25 protein-coding genes and 1 tRNA gene are annotated in these 22,777 nt (G+C 59.6%); 15 read left to right on the top strand and 11 right to left on the bottom strand.

What is annotated here, in order from left to right; all coding sequences use genetic code 11:
* Position 1 precedes the first annotated feature (1 nt).
* Entirely contained in the window at positions 2–733 is a 732-nt protein-coding gene (locus tag ACIGGE_RS07185; RefSeq protein WP_375246989.1) for a class I SAM-dependent methyltransferase, read from the bottom strand.
* 56 nt (positions 734–789) lie between these two features.
* On the opposite strand from ACIGGE_RS07185, the gene mutM reads away from it, so the two are divergent.
* Positions 790–1,605 carry a bifunctional DNA-formamidopyrimidine glycosylase/DNA-(apurinic or apyrimidinic site) lyase gene (mutM, locus tag ACIGGE_RS07180; RefSeq protein ID WP_397489794.1) on the top strand — a complete coding sequence of 272 codons (816 nt, stop codon included), beginning with the start codon at positions 790–792 and terminating at the stop codon, positions 1,603–1,605.
* A 44-nt stretch (positions 1,606–1,649) separates the two neighbouring features.
* Here the strand turns inward: mutM and ACIGGE_RS07175 are convergent, their stop codons facing one another.
* Positions 1,650–2,321 (bottom strand): glutathione S-transferase family protein, encoded by a 672-nt coding sequence (locus ACIGGE_RS07175; RefSeq protein WP_397489793.1) that lies wholly within the window; start codon positions 2,319–2,321, stop codon positions 1,650–1,652.
* A gap of 264 nt (positions 2,322–2,585) precedes the next feature.
* Positions 2,586–3,239: a Crp/Fnr family transcriptional regulator gene (locus ACIGGE_RS07170; protein WP_397489792.1), complete on the bottom strand. Its 654-nt coding sequence runs from the start codon at positions 3,237–3,239 to the stop codon at positions 2,586–2,588.
* Between the two features lie 239 nt (positions 3,240–3,478).
* Between ACIGGE_RS07170 and ACIGGE_RS07165 the strand changes: the two genes are divergently transcribed.
* On the top strand, positions 3,479–4,270 hold the full coding sequence (locus tag ACIGGE_RS07165; protein WP_397489791.1) for a response regulator: 792 nt from the start codon (positions 3,479–3,481) through the stop codon (positions 4,268–4,270).
* Between the two features lie 64 nt (positions 4,271–4,334).
* Here the strand turns inward: ACIGGE_RS07165 and ACIGGE_RS07160 are convergent, their stop codons facing one another.
* Positions 4,335–5,945, bottom strand: coding sequence for a CHASE domain-containing protein (locus tag ACIGGE_RS07160; RefSeq protein WP_234036506.1), 1,611 nt, complete (start codon positions 5,943–5,945; stop codon positions 4,335–4,337).
* 262 nt (positions 5,946–6,207) lie between these two features.
* Between ACIGGE_RS07160 and ACIGGE_RS07155 the strand changes: the two genes are divergently transcribed.
* Genes ACIGGE_RS07155 through ACIGGE_RS07145 form a run of 3 tightly spaced genes read left to right on the top strand, consistent with a single transcriptional unit; the run spans position 6,208 to position 8,241 of the window.
* Positions 6,208–6,399, top strand: coding sequence for a NepR family anti-sigma factor (locus ACIGGE_RS07155; RefSeq protein ID WP_103024500.1), 192 nt, complete (start codon positions 6,208–6,210; stop codon positions 6,397–6,399).
* Entirely contained in the window at positions 6,399–7,004 is a 606-nt protein-coding gene (locus ACIGGE_RS07150; protein ID WP_103024499.1) for a sigma-70 family RNA polymerase sigma factor, read from the top strand. Before ACIGGE_RS07155 ends, ACIGGE_RS07150 begins: the two co-directional genes overlap by 1 nt.
* 58 nt (positions 7,005–7,062) lie before the next feature.
* Positions 7,063–8,241, top strand: coding sequence for an AI-2E family transporter (locus ACIGGE_RS07145; protein WP_397489790.1), 1,179 nt, complete (start codon positions 7,063–7,065; stop codon positions 8,239–8,241).
* Between the two features lie 55 nt (positions 8,242–8,296).
* On the opposite strand, the gene ACIGGE_RS07140 is transcribed toward ACIGGE_RS07145, so the two are convergent.
* Positions 8,297–8,908: a superoxide dismutase gene (locus ACIGGE_RS07140; protein WP_221597282.1), complete on the bottom strand. Its 612-nt coding sequence runs from the start codon at positions 8,906–8,908 to the stop codon at positions 8,297–8,299.
* 174 nt (positions 8,909–9,082) lie between these two features.
* Here ACIGGE_RS07140 and glmM point away from each other — a divergent pair, with 174 nt between their 5' ends.
* From glmM to thiD, 3 genes are read left to right on the top strand one after another with little or no spacing between them, the layout of a single operon-like run.
* Positions 9,083–10,420, top strand: coding sequence for a phosphoglucosamine mutase (glmM, locus tag ACIGGE_RS07135; RefSeq protein ID WP_397489789.1), 1,338 nt, complete (start codon positions 9,083–9,085; stop codon positions 10,418–10,420).
* Positions 10,420–10,659 (top strand): DUF1272 domain-containing protein, encoded by a 240-nt coding sequence (locus tag ACIGGE_RS07130; protein WP_397489788.1) that lies wholly within the window; start codon positions 10,420–10,422, stop codon positions 10,657–10,659. Before glmM ends, ACIGGE_RS07130 begins: the two co-directional genes overlap by 1 nt.
* Complete coding sequence (gene thiD, locus ACIGGE_RS07125; protein ID WP_397489787.1) at positions 10,656–11,489, top strand: bifunctional hydroxymethylpyrimidine kinase/phosphomethylpyrimidine kinase; 834 nt, start codon at positions 10,656–10,658, stop codon at positions 11,487–11,489. The genes ACIGGE_RS07130 and thiD overlap by 4 nt, the downstream gene beginning before the upstream one ends.
* Here thiD and ACIGGE_RS07120 read toward each other — a convergent pair.
* A complete protein-coding gene (locus ACIGGE_RS07120) occupies positions 11,486–12,361 on the bottom strand; it encodes an LOG family protein (protein ID WP_103024493.1) in 876 nt (291 codons plus the stop codon). The two genes, thiD and ACIGGE_RS07120, sit on opposite strands and share 4 nt — an antisense overlap.
* Before the next feature lie 55 nt (positions 12,362–12,416).
* Positions 12,417–12,492, bottom strand: a tRNA-Trp gene (locus tag ACIGGE_RS07115).
* Positions 12,493–12,577: 85 nt separating this feature from the next.
* Here ACIGGE_RS07115 and aat point away from each other — a divergent pair.
* A complete protein-coding gene (aat, locus tag ACIGGE_RS07110; protein ID WP_397489786.1) occupies positions 12,578–13,261 on the top strand; it encodes a leucyl/phenylalanyl-tRNA--protein transferase in 684 nt (227 codons plus the stop codon).
* Here aat and ACIGGE_RS07105 read toward each other — a convergent pair.
* Genes ACIGGE_RS07105 through ACIGGE_RS07090 form a run of 4 tightly spaced genes read right to left on the bottom strand, consistent with a single transcriptional unit; the run spans position 13,165 to position 15,232 of the window.
* Positions 13,165–13,698, bottom strand: coding sequence for a DUF2155 domain-containing protein (locus tag ACIGGE_RS07105; RefSeq protein WP_397489785.1), 534 nt, complete (start codon positions 13,696–13,698; stop codon positions 13,165–13,167). The two genes, aat and ACIGGE_RS07105, sit on opposite strands and share 97 nt — an antisense overlap.
* A 2-nt stretch (positions 13,699–13,700) precedes the next feature.
* On the bottom strand, positions 13,701–14,099 hold the full coding sequence (locus ACIGGE_RS07100) for an NADH:ubiquinone oxidoreductase subunit NDUFA12 (RefSeq protein WP_103024491.1): 399 nt from the start codon (positions 14,097–14,099) through the stop codon (positions 13,701–13,703).
* A 48-nt stretch (positions 14,100–14,147) separates the two neighbouring features.
* On the bottom strand, positions 14,148–14,681 hold the full coding sequence (locus ACIGGE_RS07095) for a DUF192 domain-containing protein (RefSeq protein ID WP_234003228.1): 534 nt from the start codon (positions 14,679–14,681) through the stop codon (positions 14,148–14,150).
* Complete coding sequence (locus ACIGGE_RS07090) at positions 14,648–15,232, bottom strand: regulatory protein RecX (protein ID WP_397489784.1); 585 nt, start codon at positions 15,230–15,232, stop codon at positions 14,648–14,650. Before ACIGGE_RS07090 ends, ACIGGE_RS07095 begins: the two co-directional genes overlap by 34 nt.
* 130 nt (positions 15,233–15,362) lie before the next feature.
* On the opposite strand from ACIGGE_RS07090, the gene ACIGGE_RS07085 reads away from it, so the two are divergent.
* The 6 genes from ACIGGE_RS07085 to ACIGGE_RS07060 all read left to right on the top strand — a co-directional run bounded on the left by ACIGGE_RS07085 (position 15,363) and on the right by ACIGGE_RS07060 (position 22,765).
* Positions 15,363–17,096, top strand: a complete 1,734-nt coding sequence (locus tag ACIGGE_RS07085) for a fatty acyl-AMP ligase (RefSeq protein WP_375246281.1) — start codon at positions 15,363–15,365, stop codon at positions 17,094–17,096.
* 138 nt (positions 17,097–17,234) lie between these two features.
* Positions 17,235–18,443 (top strand): toxic anion resistance protein, encoded by a 1,209-nt coding sequence (locus tag ACIGGE_RS07080; RefSeq protein WP_103024487.1) that lies wholly within the window; start codon positions 17,235–17,237, stop codon positions 18,441–18,443.
* 10 nt (positions 18,444–18,453) lie between these two features.
* On the top strand, positions 18,454–19,212 hold the full coding sequence (locus ACIGGE_RS07075) for a hypothetical protein (RefSeq protein ID WP_397489783.1): 759 nt from the start codon (positions 18,454–18,456) through the stop codon (positions 19,210–19,212).
* The gene (locus tag ACIGGE_RS07070) at positions 19,212–19,514 is read left to right on the top strand and encodes a polyhydroxyalkanoic acid system family protein (RefSeq protein ID WP_196847659.1); all 303 of its coding nucleotides are present in this window, start codon (positions 19,212–19,214) and stop codon (positions 19,512–19,514) included. Before ACIGGE_RS07075 ends, ACIGGE_RS07070 begins: the two co-directional genes overlap by 1 nt.
* 237 nt (positions 19,515–19,751) lie before the next feature.
* Entirely contained in the window at positions 19,752–20,225 is a 474-nt protein-coding gene (locus ACIGGE_RS07065) for a biliverdin-producing heme oxygenase (RefSeq protein ID WP_397489782.1), read from the top strand.
* Positions 20,222–22,765, top strand: coding sequence for an HWE histidine kinase domain-containing protein (locus tag ACIGGE_RS07060; RefSeq protein ID WP_397489781.1), 2,544 nt, complete (start codon positions 20,222–20,224; stop codon positions 22,763–22,765). The genes ACIGGE_RS07065 and ACIGGE_RS07060 overlap by 4 nt, the downstream gene beginning before the upstream one ends.
* Positions 22,766–22,777: the final 12 nt, after the last annotated feature.

Raw genomic sequence — 22,777 nt, 5'->3', positions numbered from 1 at the left:
GTCAGACTTTCCATCCCGAATGGATGGCGACCAGGCCGCCCATGATCGGTTCCACGCGCGTGTTTTCGAAACCTGCAGAGCGAATCATACATTCGAAATCGGCCATGTTCGGAAAGCGCCGGATCGATTCGATCAGATAACGATAGCTATCCTCGTCGCCTGCAATGGCCTTGCCGATCTGTGGCACCAGCTTGTGCGAATAGAGATCATAGGCTTCTTTGAAGCCGGGCCATTCAACGCTGGAAAATTCCAGACAGTAGAACCGCCCGCCGAATTTCAGCACACGATGCGCCTCGCTCAGGGCCTTTTCGATATGCGTCACGTTCCGGATACCGAACGCGATAGTGTAGGCATCGAAGATGCGATTGGAAAAGCTCAGCTCTTCGGCATTCTGGCGGCTCCACACCAGACCGTCGATCCCGCGCTCCACGGCACGTTCAAGGCCGACATCGAGCATATCCTGGTTGATGTCCGACACCGTGACGCTGGCGCCACGGTCCGCCATGCGGAACGCGATGTCACCAGTCCCCCCAGCCATGTCGAGTATTGTTTCTCCATGCTGAGGCTTGACCCGAGCAACGAAGCGGTTCTTCCATAAACGGTGCATGCCGCCTGACATTGCATCGTTCATGATGTCGTATTTTGAGGCGACGTTCGAAAAGACTTCGCCTACGCGGCCGGTTTTTTCGGACGCATCGATGTCTTCGTAGCCGAAGGAAACGGTATCATTCATGGCTGGGTGCCTTAGGGGTAATTGTGTGCCGGGCAAAGAGTGTTAGAGCGCACGACATGCCGGAGCTACCTGAAGTCGAAACCACAGTGCGTGGGCTCGCCCGCTTTCTAGATGGCGAACAGATCGTCAGTGTCCGGGTGAACCGGCCCGATATGCGCCGCCCCTTCCCTCCCGGACTCGTTCAGGCGATGACAGGAGCGACGATTTCTGGCCTCTCGCGGCGGGCCAAATACGGCTTGCTCCACACTGATCGCGACCAAACGCTGGTTTTTCACCTCGGCATGAGCGGGCGCTGGCGTATTGATCCCGAAGAAGCCGACAAGCATGACCACCTCGTTCTGGCGACGCGCGATCATGTGTTTGCCCTCAACGACCCCCGCCGGTTCGGTTCGGTTGACCTCCTGCTAGCGCCAGAGCTCGACCTGTGGCCACCTTTTGCCGCGCTCGGACCTGAACCGCTGGGTGAAATGCTTACACCCGAGCATCTGCGGGAAGCCACGCGCGGACGCAAACAGGCCATCAAGCTGCTTCTACTCGACCAGCGTGTCGTCGCGGGACTCGGAAATATCTATGTTTGTGAAGCTTTATGGCAGGCGGGGGTCAACCCCCGCAAAGCGGGGGGCAAGATCACGATGCCGCAATTGCGCCGTCTTGTGCCGGCGATCAAGGATGTGCTGGAACGCTCAATCCGAGACGGCGGCTCCACCTTACGCGATTTTGCGCAACCCGATGGCAATCTTGGCTATTTTGCCACGCGCTTTCATGTTTACGGACGAGAGAGCCAAGTCTGCCATCATGAAGATGGGGGCACGATCCGGCGTATCGTACAGGGTGGGCGAAGTACGTGGTTCTGCCCGGTCTGCCAAAAGTAGCCGCTCTGCTCGGCGTCAGCCCCGACGACCGAGTCGCCTCCGCTCTATAAATCCAGCGAAGCGTATTCGCGAGGCGGCGGTATGCCTTCCATCTTTTCACTTAGCAGCGGCCTGAAGCTGGGACGGCTTTTCACGACCATATACCAGCCTTGGGTCTGCTCGTGTCCCTTCCAGTCGATCGCGCCCAGATATTCGACGACCGAAAGATGCGCGGCGCATGTGAGATCGGCCAGACTTAGCTGAGGTCCTGCAAGCCACTGCCGCGTGTCGACCAGCCAATCGATGTAATCGAGATGTCCGTGCAGCATTCGGCCGAGCTGGCGCAAAACCTGCGCATCTGGGGACTGGCGCAAGACTATGCGTTTCTTCATCTTTTCGTGAAGAGCAGGTTCGGTCACATCGGCGAAAAAATTATCATCGAACAGCGCGACCAGCCTGCGAATTTCCGCACGCTGCAGAGCCGACCCGTTGATCATCGGATTACGATCTACCGTTTCTTCCAGATATTCACAGATAGCCTGACTATCCGATAGCGCGGTACCCCGCCCCGCATCATGCAGAACAGGTGTGCGCCCGGCAGGGTTGAGGTGCCAGAATTCGTCTCGCCCTTCCCATGGATTTTCCCGAACCAGTTCGTATGCAACGTTCTTTTCGCCCATCAGCAAGCGCAGTTTGCGGCTGAAGGGACAAAGAGGAAATTGGTATAGCTGCCACATGGGTTATTTGCCTTGGCACAAGCTTAGGGGGCGCGTCTACTAGCGCAGGAATGCTCGGGTAACTTTTAAGATTTCCGACGGACCACGATTATTGACTTGGAATTAGAAAAAAAGGCCCCCGTTGATTTCAACGGGGGCCTTTCGGGATCGTATCACCAGCCGCTTGGACGGGAGGGGGGGTCTCGGCGGTGACATAGGGAATACGCGCCTTCTCAAGTAGAGTTCCCGGCCGCAATGAATTTTTTTAGCTGCCGAAAATGCCAGTCATAAGAACGGCCGGCTCTTTTCACGAGAGCGATCGAACTGTGCGAAATCAGCCGCCTTCGCAAGATCAGGCACATGGATTTTTCGGGATTTCCATTCCACCAGCCCTTCGCGCTGCAACTGGCGCAGTGTTCGGTTGGTATGGACAAGAGATAGACCAAGCATATCCGCTATTTGCGACTGCGTAATCGGCAACGCGAGAACATTGCTTTCATCTGCCAAGCACGTGGATTGTGCCCGATCGATAAGCCAAACCGCAAGGTAAGTGACGCGTTCGCGCGCGTTGCGTTGCCCAAGCGACAGAATATGCCCCTCAAGAGCGGTCTCCTCCTTCGCAGCCAGCCACGTGATGTCGTATGCCAGACTAGGATTTTTCGAAACGAAACCTGCGAAGTCGCCACGCTTGAGCCGACATAGGCGGGCGTCGATCAGCGCTTCGATGGTGTGGCTCGACGGCTCGTCGAATGCTCCTTGAAGACCGATCAGATCCCCCGGAAACATGAAGTTCAATATCTGACGCCGCCCGTCCTCGAGCGATTGCGATCGGATCAGCACCCCTTCCAGAAGCGTGTATAGGCGATCGTAAGAAGCCCCTTCGTCGATCAGCACGTCGCCCCGATCGAGCCTAATCTCGCCGGCCTTGAATTCCTGCATGTAGGAAAGCTGCGTTTCGTCCAGCGGCCGCAGCCCCGGACAGGATTGCAATGGGCATGCAGCACACGGAATGGGATTGGTTACTTCGTGCAAGACAATCGTTTCCCCGTTTAACGATATTTCGGCGTGCGCATGCGCTGTGAAAAGCGCGCTTGTCAAACCGTGGGTTGCGAGCACGCAGCTCGGAACCTAAGCGGTTTCGGGACGTTAGAAGCGCGCACCTTAAGGAAGGGGTCTAAATGTCACTAGGTGATCAGATTGCTCGTAACTTGCCGTATCTGCGCCGCTATGCGCGCGCGTTGACCGGCTCACAGGCCACGGGAGATGCGTTCGTCCGTGCCACGCTCGAAGCCGCATTGGCCGACAGTGAACTCAAACAATCGCTCGAAGGCGGCCGCGTGCCCCTTTACCGCGCATTCAACAAGGTCTGGTCGAGCGCCTACCTTGATGTGCCTGAAACCGTTGGTGGCGACGGGCACGAAGATGCGGCCCAGCACCGGCTCAAGTCGGTCACACCGCTCAATCGCCAGGCATTGCTTCTGACGACACTCGAAGATTTCTCGTCCGACCAGGCCGGTGAAATCATGAACATGTCGCCCGAGGATATCGAGCAGCTGGCGCAGGAAGCCATCTCGGAGATCGACAAGGAATCCGCAACCAGCGTTCTGATCATCGAAGACGAACCCCTGATCTCGATGCAATTGGAAGATCTCGTGACCTCACTTGGCCACGAAGTCTGCGGCACTGCCGCCACGCGTACGCAGGCGCAGGAAGTTGTCGCGGAAAAGACACCAGGTCTCGTCCTTGCCGACATTCAGTTGGCAGACGGCTCGTCGGGCCTCGACGCAGTCGACGATATCCTTGCGATCAGCAGCGTCCCCGTGATCTTCATCACGGCCTACCCGGAACGCCTCCTGACCGGAGACCGTCCGGAACCGACGTATCTGGTGACCAAGCCGTTCCAGGAACAGACAGTACGGGCTGCCATCAGCCAGGCACTGTTCTTCGGATCGAGCCGCCCTCTCGGCTGATCCGATCGGAAACATTATGAAATGAGAAACCCGGGCTTCGGCCCGGGTTTTTTAATGTCTTTTTTTAGTGACCGCGGCCGCGACCGCTAGGCCCCTTCTTCCGCAATTCGAATTCACTCGGCTTGCGCACCGGCACCAGCAAGGTGCAGCGTACGCCTTCCGGAGCGAAATCAAGCTCGACCGGATGCCTCAATTCGTGCGCCACGATCTTCTCGATAAGGTCGGTTCCAAAGCCGCGGCGCATGGGTTTCGACACGGAAGGGCCGCCACTTTCCACCCATTCAATCTTGGCCAGCGTTTCGTTCATCTGGCTCCAGCGCACGGTCACGCAGCCGCCCGGTACGCTAAGCGACCCATATTTCGCCGCATTGGTCGCCAACTCATGAATTGCCAACCCGAGAGAAAGAGCGTCGTTTGGAGCAAGCTCGGTATGCGGGCCAACCAATTCCAGCTTCTGCTCCTCGTCGCGGGCATAGGGCGCAAGTTCGACATCGACGACAGAACGGATCGGGGTAGTGCCCCACTCCGATTGCGTTAAAAGATCATGGGTGGCCGACAGAGCCCTGATGCGGCCATCGAGCCCTTCGGCAAACTCATCGAGACTTCCAGAACGACGCCTCGTCAAAGAGACGATCGAAAGGACGTTGGCGAGTGTGTTCTTGACCCTGTGGTTGAGTTCGCGGGTCAGCGAGTTTCGAATGGAGTTCTGCTCTTCGAACCAGATGATCGCCCGGCGGTCTTCCAGAGTCTGCTGTGTTAGAAGACGGGATACCAGCATTAACAGGCTGGCAACGGCAAGGCCGAACAGCAAGGTGATCATCGACATGGATGAAAGGCCTTCCACGCGTGTCGACTGCACCTCGAGCAGCATGCGCCGGTTGGCCAGGCTGACTTCGCGCGTCACAGCGGAGCGGCCATCGATCCACCCGTCGCTCTGTGCAAGTATCGGCTCACCTTGGGCTTCACCATCTCTCAACCGGGCGCCGACAGATTCGTAGCTGACAAGATTTGCGGCCGATCCCAGGAATTGCGATGCATTGAATGGACTGAAAATGAAGCCCTTGAGGTTACGCGCCATGCTCAGACCTTCGAAGACCGGCATGTAGATAAGAAAGCCGGCTGCATCGCCCCCGCCTTCCTGCACCAGCACGACGGGTCCGCTGGCCGTGGGGCGATCATTGGCCGCTGCCAGATCCATCGCAGTACGGCGAACGGGTTGCGAATACATGTCGTATCCCAACGCCCTGCGATTACGCGCCGTATCGGGCTGCATATAGAGGATCGGGGTGAGGATTTCGCGAGGCTGCTCTTGCAGGGTCGGCCTGACCATCTTGTCGCTGATACGCTCGGCGTTCAGCCGTCCTTCGAAAGACCGCAACTGATTGGCTGCGACTACGGGGGCCCATCCGATGCCTTCCGCACCCCGGTAATTGGAATCCAGCCTGAGTTCGGAAACAAACCGGCGGAATACCGCGGGGGTCACGTCAGCCTGTGTGGAAAACAAGGCCGCCCCTGCGCGTAAATATGCCGAGCTCGTATAGGCACGGCGCTCGATTGCCGACGTCATGGCCTGCGCCTTGCGAGATACGTCTGCCGCATCGCGCTCGACCTCACCGCGTTCGATAGAGAACACGCTGAGGACTGTTATCGCCGTCACGAGAACGAATATCAGCACCGGGATACCGCGCGGATAATCGATCAGCCAACGCCTGCGGCGACCCTTGCGTTGGAGCTCTTCCGTGACCAGCTTCCTGCCCCTGACGATTTACCCGGCGATATAGTATGCTGCGCACGCCATTTGGTTCCGAAATGAAATGGGTGGGAACACTGTGCCGCCATGTGCGTTGTGCGAAGCACGTTCGGGATCGAATTTTTCCGCTGCTGCGTCTTTTCAAAGGCCCTGGCGGGAATTCTAAGAGGGCAATATCTTTTAAGCCATGACATCACACACGCCGAGAAATCCGCAGCGGCAACCCGCCAGCGGTTCACCTGCCGCTTCCAGCGGATCCGGAAAAGAAAAAGACCCTGACTGGGCCAACGGCCTCAAGCAACTCTACGATTCCGTAGTCGAAGAGCCGCTGCCTGACAGCTTTCAGGATCTGATCGACAAGCTGGATTCCAACAGCTGATGCCGCCCGAAGAACGGACGGCCTCCGAAAAAGCCGATTTCAAGCGTGAACTGACCGACGTCGTGCCCCACCTTCGTGCGTTTGCACGCGGACTTTGCGGGCGTGCCGACATGGCGGATGATCTCGTGCAGGAGACGCTGCTGAAGGCGTGGGCCGCACAGGAACGCTTTCAACCGGGTACAAGCATGCGGGCCTGGACCTTCGTCATTCTGCGCAATGCCTATCTCACCGATATGCGCCGAAACCGTTTTCGCGGGGAGTATGACGAAACCGTTGCAGAGCGCGTGCTGACAGCGCCTGCCGGACAGGAAGAACCCATCCACTTGTCGGATATGCACAGGGCGTTGCTTACCCTTCCACCGGAACGGCGCGAGGCGCTGCTGTTGGTTGGCGCCGGCGGTTTTTCGTACGAAGAAGCAGCGACTATCTGCGACTGCGCGGTCGGCACGATCAAGAGCCGCGTCGGACGTGCGCGCGCTGCACTCAACGCCATGCTGGCGGATGGAAACATTCCCAAGCGCTCAATCGGTGACGATGCCGCCCACCGCGCAATTCTCGAAGAATTGGACGATGTGGCCGCAGGTCAGGGTTCCAGCCGCAGCTAGATTATCTTTGCCTTCGGGCCGCTTGTCACATCTTGCAGCGCGAGGCAGATAGTCTGTTATGAGCGAGACGGAGCCACCTCAGCAAGGCGATGCGCCGGCGATACCACGCCGGTCACGTCGTCGTGCTTTTGCCGAGCAGGAACTGCGCCTTATTTCCTCGCTCGTCTTGCTGATCGGGTTAGGTCTTTTCTTTGCCTTGCCATTCGTGCTGTCGATCGGCTCCGTGGTTTTTCTGCCGGTGGTAACCGCGCTGGTCCTCACGGTTATTCTTTCGCCACTGGCGGACAAACTCAACGGCTGGGGCCTTCCCAACGCCCTTGCCTCATTTGCCGCTCTCATCATCTTTTTCGCAATTCTGGTGCTGGCACTGGCAACGATCCTGCAGCCGGCAATCGCGCTGTTCGACGATGTTCCGGCCATGGCCCAGCAGGTAATGGCCCGCTTCGGCGAAGTTCGCGAGCAATTTGCCTGGGTAGCCTCGCTGAATAAACAGCTGGCAACCTTCATGAACACCGACAGCACGCGCGAAGTGGTGCTGGCGGCACCCAGTCTGCTGGAGCAGGTGGCGTTCGCCACCCCGAGTGTGGTTCTCGAAGTGGTGCTGACGCTCCTGATGGCGTATTTCATGATAGAGGCGCGGGTGAGACTTCGTCAGCGGCTACTGTTCGGTCGTGCGAGTTTCGGTACCAGCATCAAGGCAGCGCGCGTCATTCGCGAAGTGCAGGACCGCGTCGCTGCGTACATTCTGACGGTCGGCTGGATCAACGCTGTGGTCGGTGTCATAGTAGCCTTGGGCGCCTGGGCCCTGGACATAGACGCGCCGATCATGTGGGGCGGTCTTGCGGCGCTGCTTAATTTCCTCCCCTATGTCGGCCCCATTGTGATGATTGCATTGCTGGGGCTTTTCGGGATCGGGACTTCGGATACAATCTTGCTGGGCCTTGTGCCGGCTCTTGCTTACCTTGCGCTACACACCGTTGAAGCAAATCTGGTGACTCCTTCCATACTTGGTGCTCGCTTCACGATGAATCCGGTCATGATCCTCATTGCGCTATCCTACTTCACATGGATCTGGGGGGTATTCGGGGCGCTCCTGTCCGTTCCGATCCTGTTGATGCTGACCGCGTTATTCGACCATATCGGCAGGCCCAATCTGGTTGGCTTCATTTTTGGCGAACCGTTGTTCACTGCCAATCTTTTCGACGAAGAAGACACCGCGGAACAGGGCGCCGAATAGAAAACCCGCCGCCATTTCTGGCGACGGGCTTTGGAAACTTAACATGAAGCCGTGATCAGCCGGGATATTTCCAGGTTGTTCCGCGCGCAAGGTTTTCACTTGCGAACTTCCAGTTCAGCTTGCCGTTAACCGCATCAAGATAGGCCGGACGCGCGTTTTGATGGTCCAGATAATATGCGTGTTCCCAAAGGTCGATCACGAGAAGTGGATTGAATTCACCCTGATCTGCGAGCGTATCGCCATCATGGGTTTCCTCGATGCTCAGCTTGCCGCCCTTCACGGCGAGCCACACCCAACCACTGGCGAAATGTCCGGCTCCGCGCTCGGCAAGCTTTTCCTTCAAACCGTCCGTCGACCCGAAGGCATCATCGATCATGCTCTTCAGCTCGTCGGAAGCGCCGGTTTCGTCGGCTGCCATCGAATGCCAGTAGAAACCGTGGTTCCAGCTTTGTGCCGAGTTGTTGAAGAGGCCTGCATTGCTGCCACGAGCGGCAGCAATGACGTCTTCCAGGCTCTTGTCTGCCAGATCGCCGCCTTCGATCGCCGCGTTGGTCTTGTCGATATACGCCTTGTGATGCTTACCATGATGGAACGACAGGGTCTTTGCCGATACGGCAGGCTCCAGCGCGGTGTCTTCGTAAGGCAGGTCGATCAGCTCAAAAGCCATTGATTTTCCCCTCTTGGGTTGGTGTGAAAGAATTTCGTACTCGCGTCCCTAACGTATTGGCGCGCGCGTGGTTGCACATAGCCACGATATTACGCGCGAAAAGGGGGACGGTCGGTCTTTTATTCATGCTCCAATCGGGCCATGGGTCAATCGGCAAAAGGGGATCGCGGATAGATGGCACGCAAATTTTTCGGTACCGACGGCATTCGCGGTCGCACGAACGAAGGAGCAATGACGGCCGCTATTGTCATGCGCGTCGGGCAGGCTGCCGGCACCCATTTCCTACGCGGCGAACATCGCCACCGTGTGGTCATTGGCAAGGATACACGCTTGTCGGGCTACATGATGGAAAGCGCACTGGTCGCAGGTTTCACCAGCGTGGGAATGGATGTCATCATGACAGGACCATTACCCACACCTGCGATCGCGCTGCTGACGCGCGAAATGCGCGCCGACCTGGGCGTGATGATTTCCGCCAGCCACAATCCGTTCGAGGATAATGGCATCAAGTTGTTCGGACCGGACGGATACAAACTTTCGGACGACGCTGAAGCCGCAATCGAACTCCTGTTGGAACAGCAACCGCTGCTGGTTCAACCTGACCGCATCGGTCGTGCCCGCCGGATCGACGACGCAAGCGGGCGGTATATTCATGCCGTAAAGCAATCCATATCCTCGGAGATACGTTTCGATGGGCTCAAGGTCGTCGTCGATTGCGCTCACGGCGCAGCATACGAAGTAGCCCCTAGTGCCATATGGGAACTGGGCGCGAACGTGATCGCAATCGGCGTTTCCCCCAATGGCACCAACATCAACGATGGGGTCGGCTCGACCTCCCTCGACGCCATGCGTGAGCGCGTTGTCGAAGAAGGTGCCGATATCGGCATCGCACTGGATGGGGACGCGGACAGGCTGATAGTTATCGACGAGAAAGGCAACACCGTTGATGGGGATCAGATCATGGGTCTGATCGCTACCCGCCTTCACGATCAAGGCGCACTAAGGGGTGGCGGTGTCGTCGCCACCGTCATGTCGAACCTTGGTCTCGAACGATATTTGCAAAGCATGGGCCTGGCGCTTGAGCGCACCAAGGTAGGCGATCGTTACGTACTTGAACGCATGCGTGCTGGAGGTTTCAACCTTGGCGGCGAGCAATCGGGACATATGATCCTGACCGACCATGCCACGACTGGCGATGGGACCATGGCCGCGCTCAGCGTACTGGCAAGTTTGGTGCGCACGGGCAAACCAGCCAGCGAATTGCTTCATGTCTTCGATCCGGTACCACAGCTTCTCAAGAACGTCCGCTACTCTGGCAGCACACCTCTGGAGAATGCAGTGGTCAAACAGACGATCTCCGATGCCGAGAACGAACTGGCGGGCAAGGGCCGCCTTGTCATTCGTGCGTCCGGTACCGAGCCGGTCATCCGTGTCATGGCCGAAGGTGACGATGCGGCTCAGGTCGAGGCGGTAGTCGACCGGATTTGCGAAGCCGTAAAGGCGGCCGCCTGATGCTTGAGATGCGACCCGAATGCGAGAGGTGTGGCGCCGGACTGCCTGCCGAAGGCGCCGGAGCCTTTATCTGCAGTTTAGAATGCACCTTTTGCGCGACATGTGCTGACGAACTCGATGACATCTGCCCCAATTGCAAGGGCGAGCTGATGGACCGACCGACACGCCCCAAGAGGCTTCACGATAAATACCCCCCAACGAGCCTGCGCGCTCAGGGCACTTCGACAGGCGCCGGATGAGCGAGAACGCTCCCCCTCCCCCCCGCATATTGTCCATAGCCGGCTCGGACAGCTCAGGCGGCGCCGGCATTCAGGCAGACATCAAGACGATCACGATGCTGGGCGGTTATGCCATGACGGCCATTACCGCCGTAACGTCGCAAAACACCTGCGGTGTCGTTGGGGTGGAAGCGCTGTCGCCCCAGTTTGTTCTCGATCAGGTCGAAAGCTGCCTGTCCGACATCGGTGCTGATGCAATCAAGATCGGTATGCTTGGTTCGCCCGAGACAGCAACCTTGCTTGCTGAGCGGCTCGATACCTTTGCAGGACCTATCGTGTTCGATCCGGTCATGGTCGCCACCAGCGGGTCGATCCTGGCCGATGAAGACACCATCGCCAGCTTCGCGGCGCTGATGGACATCGCCACTGTCGTCACCCCCAACCTGCCCGAACTGGGCGTGCTGGCCGGTCGGGAAACGATCGCCGATGACGAGGTGTTCGATGCGGCAGCAGCGCTCGCCAGCCGTTTCGGGGTACAAGTGCTGGCCAAGGGCGGCCATGCGGGCGACGAAACGCAGGTCATCGACCGGATCGTGTCGCCCACCGGCAAGTTAGCCAGCTTCGCCCATGCGCGGATCCAGACGCGGCATACGCATGGGACGGGGTGTACGCTGTCTTCGGCGCTGGCGACCATGCTTGGATATCGCCAGCCGCTAGTCAACGCCGTGCGCATTGCGCGTGCCTTCACCTATGCCGCGATAGAGAATGCGCCTGGCTTTGGAGAAGGATCGGGCCCGATGGGACATCAGGCGGTCCGCAAGTTGGAACCGCCCGAAGAAATCCCTCACTAGAGTTCGTAGAAGGCGCTGATGTGATCCCAGGCTTCCTGGGCATCTTCGCACCAGCGGAACAGATCGAGATCCTTCCTGGATATCGTTCCTTCGTCGGCCAGCGCCTCGAAATCGATGACGCGCGTCCAGAAATCCTTGCCGAACAGGAGGATCGGCATCGGCTTCATCTTGCCGGTCTGGATAAGCGTGAGAAGTTCGAAAAATTCATCGAACGTGCCGAAGCCGCCGGGGAAGACCGCAACCGCCTTGGCCCGCAGGAGGAAATGCATCTTGCGCAGCGCAAAGTAGTGGAAGTTCAGCGATAGATACGGCGTCACATACTGGTTCGGCGCCTGTTCGTGCGGCAGGATGATGTTGAGCCCGACGCTTTCGGCACCCGCATCGCTGGCGCCCTTGTTGGCCGCTTCCATGATCGAAGGACCGCCGCCAGAGCACACCACGAACTGACGCTTCCCATTTTCGATGATCGAGCGTTCGGAAGCGATCCGCGCCAGCTTGTACGCTTCGGTGTAATATTTGCTCTTCTTGACGAGGTTTTCGACGACCCGCCGTTCGTCTTCGGGCAGATCCTTGGCCCCTTCGAGCGCCGCTTCGCAGGCATCTTCGGGAGGAATGCGCGCGCTGCCGTACATCACCAGCGTGGAGCCCACGCCCGCTTCGTCGAGCAGCATTTCCGGCTTCAGCAGTTCGAGCTGAAATCGCACCGGGCGCAATTCGTCGCGCAGGAGAAAGTCCGTATCCTGGAATGCCAGTTTATAGGCAGGATGGGCTGTCTGCGGCGTTTGCAGCTGCGTTTTTTCGAATTCGGCTTCTTTGTCGGCCGGATAGAACTTGCGATCAGACAGATCGCGTTCGCTTTTCTTGTCGGTCATGGGCAGCGCGATAGGGCGCAGGCAAGCCGCGCACAAGCGCTGAAGAACAAGGAAATGGCAGGGGTGACAGGATTCGAACCCGTGGCCCTCGGTTTTGGAGACCGATGCTCTACCAGCTGAGCTACACCCCTGCAGGAAGGGCGCGCATTAGTATGGCCGCCGACACTTGGCAAGGCGCATATCGCTTGTTGAGATGAAGTGCTATTATTCCAGCCTATGCATGCTCCCGTTTCGCCCCCAATTCCGATCGAACTTCTGCTGCGCGCCTATCGTGGCGGCGTTTTCCCGATGGCCGACCACCGCAGCGATCCCGAAGTCTACTGGGTGGAGCCGCGCGAGCGAGCGATCATTCCGCTCGACGGGTTTCGTCTTTCGAAAAGCCTGAAGAAAGTGCTGCGGCAAGATCGCTTTCACGTCACTTGCGACACCCGTTTCGCCGATGTGATTGCCGAATGCGCCGCCCCGCGCGAGGAACATGCCGAAAGCTGGATCAGCCACAGGATCGAGGCGAGCTACCGCGCGCTGCATGCGGCCGGACACGCCCATTCCATCGAATGCTGGCAGGACGGCGAGCTAGTCGGCGGGCTCTACGGCGTCAGCTTCGAGCGGGTATTTTGCGGCGAAAGCATGTTCAGCCGCACCGCCGATGCCAGCAAAGTCGCTCTGGCATGGCTTGTCGCGGCGATGCGTCAGGCAGGTTTTGCCCTGCTCGACTGCCAGTTCATGACCGATCATCTGGCCACCATGGGGGCCGTCGCCGTACCGCAATCGCGGTATATGGACATGCTGATCGCCGCAGATGGCTATCCCGTAGCGTCGCTACCCGACGCCGTTGCGCGATTCGCAGCCTCTTCTTCGCCCGGGAAATCCATTGCACAGTCCTTGACCCAGACGTCGTAGATCGGGTGTTCCACGACATTCAGGCTGGGAGAATTCTTGAACAGCCAGCCCGAAAAGACTTTCGCGAACTGGTCTTCGGTGCCGCGTTGCCTGACGAGCAGTTGCACGAATGCGCCCGTTTCCTTCGGCATTTCCCAGGGAGCCGTACGCTCGCACGCCTGAAGGCGGACTATGACGTCGCCGATACGCTGTTCTTCGCCGGGACGCATTTCGAGATCCTGGCTGACATTATTGCGTTTGTTGAGGAGGCCGAGCGTCGCGACCCGTTCCGCCATGGGCGTGCCGATATTCGCTTCGTCGGCAGGCTGCACAGGCGTTTCCGCCTGCTGCACGCTTTCCGGGATCGTCGTCCGGATGGCATCTTCGGGTTCGGCAGTTTCCTGCCCGCAGGCCGCAAGAGCCGCCGTCGCAGCGACAAGGGCGAATGCCCTGCGCATGGTCACGCCTCTGGCGACCAGGCTTCGTAGTCGCCTGTAGCCTTGGCCCGCTTGCCACCCATTTCCAACGCACCGGCAGGGCGGTAGGCGCCTACCGTGCCAGTGGCATTCGGAGTGTAATCGGCTTCCCAGATACGAGCAGGCGGAAGATTGCTTTCCGGTATGTCGTCGAACGCCCCGTGGAGCCAGCCGTGCCATTCACTCGGAACGCGGCTCGCGTCATTGGTGCCTTCGTAAATGACCCAGCGACGTTCCCGGCCGTCACCGGTCTTCTTCTTCGAACGATAATAGCGGTTGCCCTGCACATCTGTGCCGACATGCTCCCCATTGCGTGAGGACCACAGGAGAGTGCCGATCGTGGCGCCGTCCCACCAGGTGAAAATCTTGCCGAGGAAGTTCATGGTCGCGCGGTTAGCGGATTCGCGCGCAGTGGCCAAGCCATTCGATGATCACCATTCCACCAAATCGCCCGGCTCTATGCCAAGTTCCTGTGCCCGGCCGCCGCGCAATTCGAGCACACCGAGCACCGGACCGACGGAATAGACCGATTCGAGCGAATAAGGCTCTGCCATCGCGGCGATGTTGGAAATCCGCCGATCCGGACCGATGAAGATGATGTCGAGCGGCAGCGGCGTGTTCTTCATCCAGAAACTCTGCGCCGTCACCCCGCCATAGGGGAAGATCATGCCTTCGAAATCACCGAGTTCGGTGCGAAACATCAGTCCCCGCGCCTGAGATTCGGGCGTGTCGGCGACTTCGACCTTGAAGCCGATTCGTTCGTCCCCACTCGTCACGGTCAGCGGCACCACTCGCAAACCGGATATCGGATGATTGCCAGCGGCCGCGGTGCCAGCGGCAGTCGGCCCCTTGTCCGCCGACGCTTCGGCCTGGGTCTGGGGCGAGCAGGCGGCCAGCGCCGCCAGCATGGCGAGAGCGCAGCCCGATCCCCTCAGCCGAGTTCGTCCGAAGCTTCCGTGACCCATTCTTCCAGTTCCTCGACCGTGGACGCTTCTATGACGCGCCGTGCCATGTCGAAATCATGGCCCGCCCTGACCACTGCGGCAAGCTGCTTTTCACGAAGCTTGCGGGCGTCTTCGGCGCTCGCTTCGCCCAGTCGCCCGAACGGCCCGAACCGGCGTTTGCGGGCGAGAACCACAACCGCCTGTCGCATGTGGGCTTCGTCCGGTTGCAGGACTTCGCGAAGATCCTCCGCGATGCCGGCGGACCGCAAGGTCTGTTCGACACGCCGCCCGCCATAGCCGCGGGCGACCAGATCGTTGGCCTTGGCGCGGCCATAGGCTTCGTCGTCGACATAGCCCTTGCCCACGAAACTGGAGATCAGCGTTTCGATGTCGGGTTCTTCGCCATCGACAAATCCGCGCTCGTGCAATTTACGCCTGAGGTAGGTCCGAAGCGTGCCCGCGCTCGTCGCAAATCGCGCCACATAAGCGAGCGCCAATTCTTCCAGTCGATTGCGATCAAGCGGTTTTGCGCGGCGGCGAGTGTGACCAGATGTTGCGCGTTCATCATTCATCGGCCATATTCCTGCCACAGTCCTTTAAGAATGGGAAACGTGGGAGAGTGCGCAGCCGCCGGTTTGCGCATTAACAGCGCAATGAGGTAAGCCGTAAGGCACCAGCTATTCACGGGTATCGCCGAAAATTATGACCGACGCCGAAATTTCGCCGACGCCGAACGATTGCGACCTGCCGCGTCGCCGTTCGGATTTCGCGACCTTCAACGAAGCCATCGACTACGCTGCGCGGAGTGCGAAGGGTCTCAACTTCCATGACATGCGTGGCACGCTGGAATGCAGTTACCCCTATGTGCAGATGCGCGAGGATGCGATCCAGGGGGCATACCGCCTGGTTGCGATGGGCATCGAAAAGGAAGACCGCGTCGCAATCGTCGCGGAGACCAGCCCGGAATTCGCGGCGCTTTTCTGCGCCTGTACCCTGATGGGGGCATGGCCGGTTCCGCTGCCGCTGCCGACCACCTTCGGCGGCAAGGAAAGCTATATCGACCAGCTTTCCGTTCAGTTGCAGAGTTCCGATCCCAAAATCCTGATTTATCCGGGCGAGATCGCGGACATGGCCAAGGCCGCCGCCGATCGCCAGGGCTGCGCGGGCGAAAGCTGGGAAGATTTCAACCAGCGCCCTGCGCCCCAGGCCGAGCTTCCCGAAGCGAAGCCGGAAGACATCTGCTATCTGCAATATTCATCCGGATCGACCCGCTTTCCCACAGGCGTTGCGGTAACCCACGAAGCGCTGCTGCACAATCTGCGCGGCCATGCGGAATCGATGGAAATCGGCACGAACGACCGCGTGGTCAGTTGGCTGCCGTGGTATCACGACATGGGCCTGGTGGGCTGTTTCCTGTCGCTGATCGCCAACCAGGTTTCGGTCGATTATCTCAAGACCGAGCATTTTGCGCGCCGCCCGCTTGCTTGGCTCGATCTGATCAGCCGCAACAAGGGCACCACGCTGAGCTATTCGCCGACATTCGGTTACGACATCTGCGCACGCCGCATTTCGAGCCAGACGCATGTCGAGGATCGGTTCGACCTTTCGCGCTGGCGAGTTGCAGGTAACGGGGCCGACATGATCCGCCCCGACGTGATGCAGAACTTCGTCAACGCCTTTGCCGATGCAGGCTTTCAGGCAAGCAGTTTCAATCCCAGCTATGGCCTCGCCGAGGCGACGCTTGCCGTTACCGTCATGCCCCCGGGCGAAGGCATCCGGGTCGAACTGGTCGAGGAAGAGCGCCTGTCGGGGCGCCCGCGCGACCTGTCCAAGCCCGCACGGTATCGCGCGATCGTGAACTGCGGCAAGCCGATCCCGGGCATGGAAGTCGAAATCCGCGGGGAGAGCGACCAGATCCGCGGCGATCACCAGATCGGCAAGGTCTGGTGCCGCGGCAAGAGCGTCATGCATTCCTATTTCCGCAACGAGGAAGCCACCAACGACTGCCTGGTCGATGGCTGGCTGGACACGGGCGACATGGGATACATGGCCGACAATTACCTGTTCATCGTGGGCCGTGCGAAGGACATGATCATCATCAACGGCAAGAACCTGTGGCCGCAGGACATCGAGTGGGCGGTCGAGCAATTGCCGGGCTTCAACCACGGCGACATCGCGGCCTTTTCCATCGATACCGAAGGCGGTGAAGAAGCGCCTGCCGTGCTGGTCCACTGCCGGGTGTCTGACCCCGAAGAGCGGATCAAGCTGCGCGACCAGATCGCGGACAAGGTGCGCGGCGTGACCGGCATGAGCTGCGTCGTCGAACTGGTCCCCCCGCGCACCCTGCCCCGCACCAGTTCCGGCAAGCTGAGCCGGGCGAAAGCGAAGAAGCAGTACCTGTCGGGAGAGATCACCCCGCTCGACCTGGCTGCCTGAGGATTTTCCGGCAGCAGAATTGCCTTGCGCTTGCCCGCCAGGGCGCGGCACTATCGCCGCGCCGGGTGACAGTGCGCTTGAAGATCGTGTATTGCCACCCTAATACAGGATCATAGCCGCTTGGAGAGACCTGCGCCCATGAGCGATACGAAAACGCAGACTGCCACCGAAACCGCGTTCGACCTGACGCCCCCCGATCCGGTGCCCGAGGTCAAGCCGGAGAAGGCTGCCGGGCTGGTACCGGTTTCGGACGAGGTGAAGAGCAAGCTGGAAACCAAGGTCGACGGCTTCGTCGAAGACCTGATTTCGCAGGATGCGAATTCGCCGGAGTTCGGCAAGAAGGTCGACCAGCTCACCAATATGGGCCGCAAGGAAATCATGGCTGCGGCCGGCATGTCCAACCGTTTCCTGGACCGCCCGGTGCGGGCCATGGACAAGGACGAAGGCGTCGGCGCCAATCTGGCCGAATTGCGCCGGGTCGTCGAAGATCTCGATCCGGGCAAGCGCGGCAAGCTGGCTGGCCCGCGCAAGATCCTCGGCATCATTCCGTTCGGCAACAAGCTGACCAATTATTTCCGCAGCTACCAGAGCGCGCAGACGCACATCCAGTCGATCCTCAACAACCTTGCCAGCGGCAAGGACGAGCTGATCATGGACAATGCCGCGATCGACGTGGAGCGGCAGAAGCTGTGGGAGGCGATGGGCAATCTGGAACAGATGATCCACATTTCCAACACGCTGGACCAGAAGCTGGAAGACAAGGCCGCCGAACTCGACGCGACCGATCCGGCCAAGGCCAAGGCGGTTCGCGAAACCGCGCTGTTCTATGTCCGCCAGCGCACGCAGGACCTGCTCACGCAGATGGCGGTCAGCGTGCAGGGCTACCTCGCGCTCGACCTTGTGAAGAAGAACAATGTCGAGCTGGTCAAAGGGGTGGACCGCGCCAGCACCACGACCGTAGGTGCGCTGCGCACCGCGGTAACCGTGGCCGAAGCGATGACGAACCAGCGCCTGGTGCTGGGACAGATCACGGCCCTGAACGAAACGACTGCTGGCATCATCGATTCCACCAGCACTCTGCTGCGCGACCAGACCGGCAAGATCCACGAACAAGCCGCCGCGAGCACGATCCCGCTGGAAACGCTGCAGCGCGCGTTCCAGAACATCTACGACACGATGGACGAGGTCGACAGCTTCAAGCTGCGCGCGCTCGACAGCATGAAGCAGACGGTTACACTGCTGACCGACGAGGTCGAGAAGTCGAAGGGCTATATCGCACGCGCCGAAGGCCAGGCGCAGGCCCAGAAGCAGGTTGCCGAAAGCGGCCTGCTGAGCATCGAGGGCTGAGGGCGGCATCGTGAACGACCTCACCCGCGACAGCGACCGGATATTGTCCGAAAGCAAGGCGCTGGTGCGCGACAACCGCGAAGGCGGCCGCCACCGGCGCGCGCCCTCGATCGGGCAGGGCTCGGCGAAGGCGAAGCGCGATCATCTGCTGAAGAAGGTCCGCAACGTCGTGATCGCGGTATTTGCGATCTGGCTGGCAAGCGGTGTCGCCGGAGCGATCTTCAGCGGCATCGGTTTCTGGGGCGTGATGGGTGTTCTGGTGGCGAGCATCATCGCGATTGCGGTGTTTTCCAGCTATCCGAAAATGGGCACACCCAAGCGGGCGGACATCAACAAGGGCAACGTCCAGCAGATGGTCGGCCGCACCGAATTGTGGCTCGAAGCGCAGCGCCCCGCCCTCCCTGCGCCAGCCGCGCGGATAATCGACGACATGGGCGTGCAGCTCGATGCGCTGGGCCTGCAGCTCGAAGGGCTCGACCAGAACCACCCCAAGGCACGCGAAGTGCGCAGTCTGGTGGGAGAACAGCTGCCCGAGATGATCGACAGCTATCGCCGCATCCCTGCCCATCTGCGCAAGGAACAGCGCGCCGGTTCTACGCCGGACGAGCAGTTGACCGACAGCCTCGGCAAGATCAGCGGCGAAATCGATTCCATCACCCGGCAGCTTGCGGAAGGCTCGCTCGACGATCTCGCGATCAAGCACCGCTATCTGGATTACAAATTCGGCGAAGGGGCGCAGACGAGCCCGCAATTGGAGAACAAGAGCTGATGCGCGTTCCTATTCCCCACGACATCGGCAAGGAAGAGGTGCGGCGGCGCCTCCACGCACGCAGCCATGAAATCGGCCAGTTCGTTCCCGGGGGCGTGGCAGATGTGCAGACGGCCTGGCCGAACGAGGACCGGATGGATCTGTCGGTAAAGGCGATGGGTCAGGGCATCGACGGCAGCGTTATCATTGAGGATGCGCAGGTCATCTTCGAAGTAAACCTGCCCCCTGCGCTTTCGTTCGTCGAACCCATGGTTGCGAGTGCTATCCGCCAGCAAGGGCAAAAGCTGATCGCGCCAAAGTAACCAAGCGCGCTGCACAGGCCAAATTTCGCCTTTCAGGAACCATTTGCAACCCCGTTCGCTTTGCGTCGAGGAAGGGCGTGCATTCGGCCATCGATTGTTTATTGCATCCGCTTCCGTGGGCGCAGCGGTAGGGAAAGCGAGGCCGAGCGAATGCCGACATCTAAGGCAGTGGGTCGCACCACTAGGGATTATCTCAGGGAAGCCACCGCGGACAGCCATGAACGGCTGGATCTGCTAATGGGCGAGCTCGTCGTCGATGACGAGGCAGCTTATGCAGAGTTCCTTCAAATCCAATGGCATGCCCGGGTCGGCGTCGAGAACTGGCTTCATGAAAGCCATGTCGAGGCAATGCCGCCGCACCAGACGGACCTGATCGCGCGCGATCTGGCGGCGCTGCGCTGCGCGCTGCCGGACAACCCGCCTGCCTTCGCCCCGTCGGCGGACGCCGATCCCATGGGCACGGTCTGGGTGCTGGCCGGTTCTTCGCTAGGTAATCGTTCGCTTTTGAAGCGGTTGAAGAAGACAGGCACTGCACTTCCGACCGCGTTCCTCTCCGATCCCCGGATGGTGCAGTTCTGGCAAGATCTGCGACCCGCACTAGAGAGGCCACATAGTTTGCCGGACGACCAGGCGGTCCTAATGGCAGCGCAAGCGACATTCGCCCATTTTCAGCAAGTAGCCATGAATACTCGGGTAATTGAGCCAGCATGACGAACCCATCCAATGTCACGCTGTCCAATTGCGACCGTGAACCAATCCACCAGCTTGGCCAGATTCAGGCTTTCGGCGCATTGATCGCCGTCAACTCGGATTGGTTTGTCGCGCATCGATCAACCAATCTGGAAGACATCTTCGGGCGTGGACGCACGGTCGAGATAGGGGCTAGCCTGACGCGATTGATGACGCCAGGCGCGATGGATCTGCTTCGCAGTGCGGCGGCGAACCTGGCCATTCCCGATCAGGTCGAACGACTTTTCGGGGTAGCCTTGTTCGGTACGGACGATCTGTTCGACTGTGCGCTGCATTCGTCAGGTGCGAACACGATAATCGAAATCGAGCCTCACGCGGCGGGCGATCTCAACCGCCAGCTTGCCGTCCTGCGGCCAATCATGAGCCGCCTCGAGAAGCACGCGGATTTGCTCCCACTCGTCGAGGAAGCTGCCCGGCAGCTTCGTCACACGCTGCAAATCGACCGGGTCATGGTCTATCGCTTCCGCGACGATCTTTCAGGTGAGGTCATCGCCGAAGCAGCCCGGGAAGATCTCGAGAAATTCCGCGGTCTGCGTTATCCCAAATCGGATATTCCGACGCAGGCCCGCGCCCTTTATGTGCGTAATCGCTTTCGGATCATCGCCGATGTCGAAGCTGAGCCCGTGCCGATCGAGCCCGGCATTTCTCTCGAAGGTGAACCGCTCGATCTCAGCATGAGCGCACTACGTGCGGTCTCACCGATCCATATCGAATATCTGCACAACATGGGCGTGGGAGCCTCGCTCTCCATCTCCATCATAGTCGGCGGCAAGCTGTGGGGGCTCTTCGCCTGTCATCACTATGGCCCCAAACTGCTGCCTTACACGCAGCGAACAGCGGCGGAGCTTTTCTCCGAACTGTTCTCACTGGTACTGGACCGCACCTTATCGCGCCAGATCGCCAACCGGCGCGAGCTGGGGCGCGATATCCACACGCGCCTGATGCGTGACGTGGCAGCAGGGACGCCCCTGTCTTCCAGCCTGCCCATGATCGAACCGGTCATCCAGCAGGTCATTCCGCATGACGGCGTGAGTATCTTCGTCGAGGATATTTACGATTCACGTGGGTCTGCCCCGAACGAGGAAGAATTCCGCGCCATCGTACCCGGCCTCAATGCCGCTGCGACGAGCCGGCTGCTGGCAAGCGAACAGATCGCGGAAAGAATGCCGCGGGCGACGCGGTTTGCCGATCGTGCGGCGGGGGCATTGATTATTCCCGTATCGCGCACACCGCGCGATTATCTGGTCCTCTGGCGCAAGCCGCTTACGCAAACAGTCGTATGGGCGGGCAATCCGGAAAAACCGGTCGAAACAGGTCCGAATGGCGATCGCCTCACGCCACGAAAGAGCTTCGAAGCGTGGCAGGAAACCGTAGAGGGCCGTGCGGAGAAATGGTCGGAAGCAGAACTGGACATTGCTGAAGGCCTGCGCGTCACCCTGCTCGAAATCATTCTTCGTTTGACCGACGAGGCCGTCGCAGAGCGGGCCAAAGCCCAGCAACAGCAGGAACTGCTCATAGCGGAGCTAAACCACCGCGTTCGCAATATCCTCAATCTTATCCGTGGCCTGATCAACCAATCGAAACACGATGCGCCCGATATCGACACCTTCGCTCAGATCGTTGGAGGAAGGATCAGTTCACTCGCATCGGCCCATGACAATATCACCAAGGGCAACTGGTCTCACGCCCCGTTTTCGGAACTCATCGAAACCGAAGCCAATGCCTATCTGACCGGCAAGAAGGACCGCCTGGATGTGCAGGGGCCCGAGGCCATGATTGCGCCGGAAGCCTATACGGTGATGGCGCTCGTCATTCACGAGATGATGACAAATTCCGCCAAATACGGCTCGCTCAGCGATCAGTCCGGTCAGCTGGAAGTGATCGTCAGCCGCGATGACGAGGACAATTTCTGTGCAACCTGGCGCGAGAGTGCGGGACCACCGGTCAAGCCGCCCAAGCGGCGCGGGTTTGGCAGCACCATCATCGAGCGCTCCATCCCTTATGAACTCAAGGGCACTGCAGAAATCGATTACCGGCTGGAAGGGGTAGAAGCGCGCTTCTGCATCCCTGCCCGCTTCGTCGAATGGCGTGCGCGCGAAACCGCCGGCGCGGCTGCCCAGGCGAAGCAACGAAAGGCAACAGCGTTGGATAATCTTCCCGAAAGCGTCCTGCTGGTTGAAGACAGCATGATTATCGCTCTCGATGCGGAAGACTGTCTGAAAGAGATGGGCATCACGAAGGTCCGCATAGAAAGCTCCGTCGCCGGCGCTCTGGATGCGCTGGCGAAGTCTCCTCCCGCCATGGCCATTCTCGATTATAATCTCGGACGAGAGAACAGCGAGCCGGTGGCCCGCAAGCTGCAGGAACTAGGCATACCTTTCTGGCTAGCAACCGGGTACGGCGAAATGCAGGACCGTGTGGAAGAGCTTGGAGCCTCAGGCCTCCTTACCAAACCCTACGGCAAGGATGAGCTTGTCGAAATGGTCGGCAGTCTGTCCTGATCCAAAGAGCTA

It is taken from the genome of Qipengyuania sp. NPDC077410 (assembly GCF_044543405.1).
Lineage (GTDB): Bacteria > Pseudomonadota > Alphaproteobacteria > Sphingomonadales > Sphingomonadaceae > Qipengyuania > Qipengyuania pacifica.
This window is presented reverse-complemented; position numbering and strand designations above follow the sequence as displayed.

Excerpts from the sequence above, each read along its gene's own strand:
- ACIGGE_RS07140 (WP_221597282.1), bottom strand. The coding sequence starts at position 8,908 with ATGGCTTTTGAGCTGATCGACCTGCCTTACGAAGACACCGCGCTGGAG.
- ACIGGE_RS07080 (WP_103024487.1), top strand. The coding sequence starts at position 17,235 with ATGAGCGATACGAAAACGCAGACTGCCACCGAAACCGCGTTCGACCTG.
- ACIGGE_RS07120 (WP_103024493.1), bottom strand. The coding sequence starts at position 12,361 with ATGACCGACAAGAAAAGCGAACGCGATCTGTCTGATCGCAAGTTCTAT.
- ACIGGE_RS07070 (WP_196847659.1), top strand. The coding sequence starts at position 19,212 with ATGCGCGTTCCTATTCCCCACGACATCGGCAAGGAAGAGGTGCGGCGG.
- thiD (WP_397489787.1), top strand. The coding sequence starts at position 10,656 with ATGAGCGAGAACGCTCCCCCTCCCCCCCGCATATTGTCCATAGCCGGC.
- ACIGGE_RS07175 (WP_397489793.1), bottom strand. The coding sequence starts at position 2,321 with ATGTGGCAGCTATACCAATTTCCTCTTTGTCCCTTCAGCCGCAAACTG.
- mutM (WP_397489794.1), top strand. The coding sequence starts at position 790 with ATGCCGGAGCTACCTGAAGTCGAAACCACAGTGCGTGGGCTCGCCCGC.
- ACIGGE_RS07095 (WP_234003228.1), bottom strand. The coding sequence starts at position 14,681 with ATGGGTCACGGAAGCTTCGGACGAACTCGGCTGAGGGGATCGGGCTGC.
- ACIGGE_RS07060 (WP_397489781.1), top strand. The coding sequence starts at position 20,222 with ATGACGAACCCATCCAATGTCACGCTGTCCAATTGCGACCGTGAACCA.
- ACIGGE_RS07105 (WP_397489785.1), bottom strand. The coding sequence starts at position 13,698 with ATGCGCAGGGCATTCGCCCTTGTCGCTGCGACGGCGGCTCTTGCGGCC.
- ACIGGE_RS07100 (WP_103024491.1), bottom strand. The coding sequence starts at position 14,099 with ATGAACTTCCTCGGCAAGATTTTCACCTGGTGGGACGGCGCCACGATC.
- ACIGGE_RS07150 (WP_103024499.1), top strand. The coding sequence starts at position 6,399 with ATGCCGCCCGAAGAACGGACGGCCTCCGAAAAAGCCGATTTCAAGCGT.
- ACIGGE_RS07185 (WP_375246989.1), bottom strand. The coding sequence starts at position 733 with ATGAATGATACCGTTTCCTTCGGCTACGAAGACATCGATGCGTCCGAA.
- ACIGGE_RS07155 (WP_103024500.1), top strand. The coding sequence starts at position 6,208 with ATGACATCACACACGCCGAGAAATCCGCAGCGGCAACCCGCCAGCGGT.
- ACIGGE_RS07170 (WP_397489792.1), bottom strand. The coding sequence starts at position 3,239 with ATGCAGGAATTCAAGGCCGGCGAGATTAGGCTCGATCGGGGCGACGTG.
- ACIGGE_RS07130 (WP_397489788.1), top strand. The coding sequence starts at position 10,420 with ATGCTTGAGATGCGACCCGAATGCGAGAGGTGTGGCGCCGGACTGCCT.
- glmM (WP_397489789.1), top strand. The coding sequence starts at position 9,083 with ATGGCACGCAAATTTTTCGGTACCGACGGCATTCGCGGTCGCACGAAC.
- ACIGGE_RS07145 (WP_397489790.1), top strand. The coding sequence starts at position 7,063 with ATGAGCGAGACGGAGCCACCTCAGCAAGGCGATGCGCCGGCGATACCA.
- aat (WP_397489786.1), top strand. The coding sequence starts at position 12,578 with ATGCATGCTCCCGTTTCGCCCCCAATTCCGATCGAACTTCTGCTGCGC.
- ACIGGE_RS07085 (WP_375246281.1), top strand. The coding sequence starts at position 15,363 with ATGACCGACGCCGAAATTTCGCCGACGCCGAACGATTGCGACCTGCCG.
- ACIGGE_RS07165 (WP_397489791.1), top strand. The coding sequence starts at position 3,479 with ATGTCACTAGGTGATCAGATTGCTCGTAACTTGCCGTATCTGCGCCGC.
- ACIGGE_RS07090 (WP_397489784.1), bottom strand. The coding sequence starts at position 15,232 with ATGAATGATGAACGCGCAACATCTGGTCACACTCGCCGCCGCGCAAAA.
- ACIGGE_RS07065 (WP_397489782.1), top strand. The coding sequence starts at position 19,752 with ATGGGCGAGCTCGTCGTCGATGACGAGGCAGCTTATGCAGAGTTCCTT.